Raw genomic sequence first — 1939 nt, 5'->3', positions numbered from 1 at the left:
GGCGCTCGCGGGCAAGGACGTCTGCGTGCTCGCGTCCGGCGACCCATTCTTTCACGGCGTCGGCGTCACCCTGGCGCGCAAGGTGGAGCCGGATGAGATGCTCGTTCTGCCGGCGCCGTCGTCTCTATCGCTGGCCGCCTCCCGTCTCGGCTGGGCCTTGCAGGACATCGAGACCATCTCGCTGCACGGCCATTCGATCGACCTGATCCGCCCCCTGCTCCAACCCGGCGCGCGCATCCTTGCCCTGACATCGGACGCAGACGCTCCCGTGGCCATCGCCGGACTGCTCGACGAATTCGGCTTCGGCCCGTCGCGGCTGACGGTCCTCGAAGCGCTCGGTGGTCCCGACGAAACGCGACGCGCCTCCCGCGCCGATGCCTTCGATCTCAAAAACATCAACCCGCTCAACGTGCTGGCGCTTGAAATTGAATCGACGCCGGATGCGCGCATCCTGCCCTTGACCGTCGGCCTCGCCGACCACCTGTTCGAGCATGACGGCCAGATCACCAAGCGTGAGATCCGCGCCATCACGCTGTCGGCGCTGGCGCCCAAGCGCGGCGAGCTGCTGTGGGACATCGGCGCCGGCTCCGGCTCGATCGGCATCGAATGGATGCTGGCCCATCCTTCGCTGCGCGCCATCGCTATCGAGGCCGACGGCGAACGCGCCGCGCGCATCGCCCGCAACGCCACGCATTGCGGCGTGCCCGGCCTTGTCGTGGTCGAAGGCTCAGCGCCCAAGGCGTTCGCCAAGCTCGAAACGCCGGATGCGATCTTCATCGGTGGCGGCGGCAGCGATGCCGGCGTGCTGGAGAAGGCGATCAAGGCGCTCCGTTCCGGCGGCCGGCTTGTCGCCAATGCCGTGACACTGGAGATGGAGGCGCTGCTGCTCGACCAGCACAACAGGCGCGGCGGCGACCTAACCCGCATCGCGCTGTCGCGCGCGGCGCCGGTCGGCTCGATGCAGGCCTGGCGTCCGGCCATGCCGGTCACGCAGTGGAGCTGGATAAAACCATGATGGTCGCGGGCATAGGCAGCCGCAAAGGCGTGAGCGTCGAAGAAGTATTGGCGGCGATCGAGACGGCGCTTGAAGCGCATGGCCTCGCGACATCGGCGCTTTCGGCCCTGGCGACCGCCCCGCTCAAAAAGGATGAGGCGGCGATTTCCGCCGCAGGCCGCGCGCTCAACCTGCCGGTGGTCATTGCCGATGACCGGGTCCTGCGACTGGCCTCGCCCGGCGCCCGCAGCCGTTGCGATCTCTCGCAGAGCCGCGCCGGCACGCCGTCGGTTTCGGAGGCGTCCGCCCTCGCCGTTGCCGGGGCCGGCGCAAGATTGCTCGGGCCTCGCACCGTGCTTGGCCCGGTCACCTGCGCCATCGCCATCAGCGGAGACGCGCCATGACGGTCCATTTCATCGGCGCCGGTCCGGGCGCGGCCGATCTCATCACCCTGCGCGGCGCTCGGCTGCTGGCCAGCTGCCCGGTCTGCCTCCACGCCGGCTCGATCGTCGCGCCGGAACTGCTCGCGCATTGCGCGCCCGGCACGAGACTGGTCGATACCGCGCCGATGTCGCTCGACGAGATCGAGGCCGAATATGTCGCCGCGCACAAGGCCGGCCAGGATGTCGCGCGCCTGCATTCCGGCGACCTTTCCGTGTGGAGCGCGGTGGCCGAACAGATCAGGCGGCTGGAAAAGCACGGCATCCCCTACACGCTGACCCCAGGCGTGCCTTCCTTCGCGGCAGCAGCGGCAGCACTTCGTCGCGAATTGACCATTCCCGAGCTCGCGCAAAGCTTGGTGCTGACGCGCGTTTCCGGCCGCGCCTCGAAGATGCCGCCGGGCGAGACGCTGGCGGGCTTCGGCCGCACCGGCGCCACGCTTGCCATACATCTTGCCATCCACGCCATCGACCGCATCGTCGCCGATTTGACGCCGCTTTACGG

Annotated in this window: 3 protein-coding genes; all 3 read left to right on the top strand. The window is 68.9% G+C overall.

The window, feature by feature from the left end; genetic code table 11:
- Window positions 1–1015 (top strand): precorrin-6Y C5,15-methyltransferase (decarboxylating) subunit CbiT (gene cbiT, locus EOA27_RS34215; protein WP_127258475.1); only part of this gene is annotated, 1015 nt, incomplete at its 5' end.
- A complete protein-coding gene (locus EOA27_RS34210) occupies window positions 1012–1398 on the top strand; it encodes a cobalamin biosynthesis protein (protein ID WP_126082098.1) in 387 nt (128 codons plus the stop codon). The genes cbiT and EOA27_RS34210, both read left to right, overlap by 4 nt.
- Window positions 1395–1939: SAM-dependent methyltransferase (locus EOA27_RS34205; RefSeq protein WP_127258473.1), on the top strand; the 545-nt coding region annotated here is incomplete at its 3' end. The genes EOA27_RS34210 and EOA27_RS34205, both read left to right, overlap by 4 nt.

Origin of the sequence: Mesorhizobium sp. M2A.F.Ca.ET.037.01.1.1, assembly GCF_003998075.1 — a bacterium.
GTDB lineage: Bacteria > Pseudomonadota > Alphaproteobacteria > Rhizobiales > Rhizobiaceae > Mesorhizobium.
This window is presented reverse-complemented; position numbering and strand designations above follow the sequence as displayed.

Bases quoted from the DNA above. Each gene is read 5' to 3' on its own strand.
- EOA27_RS34210 (WP_126082098.1), top strand. From the start codon at position 1,012: ATGATGGTCGCGGGCATAGGCAGCCGCAAAGGCGTGAGCGTCGAAGAA.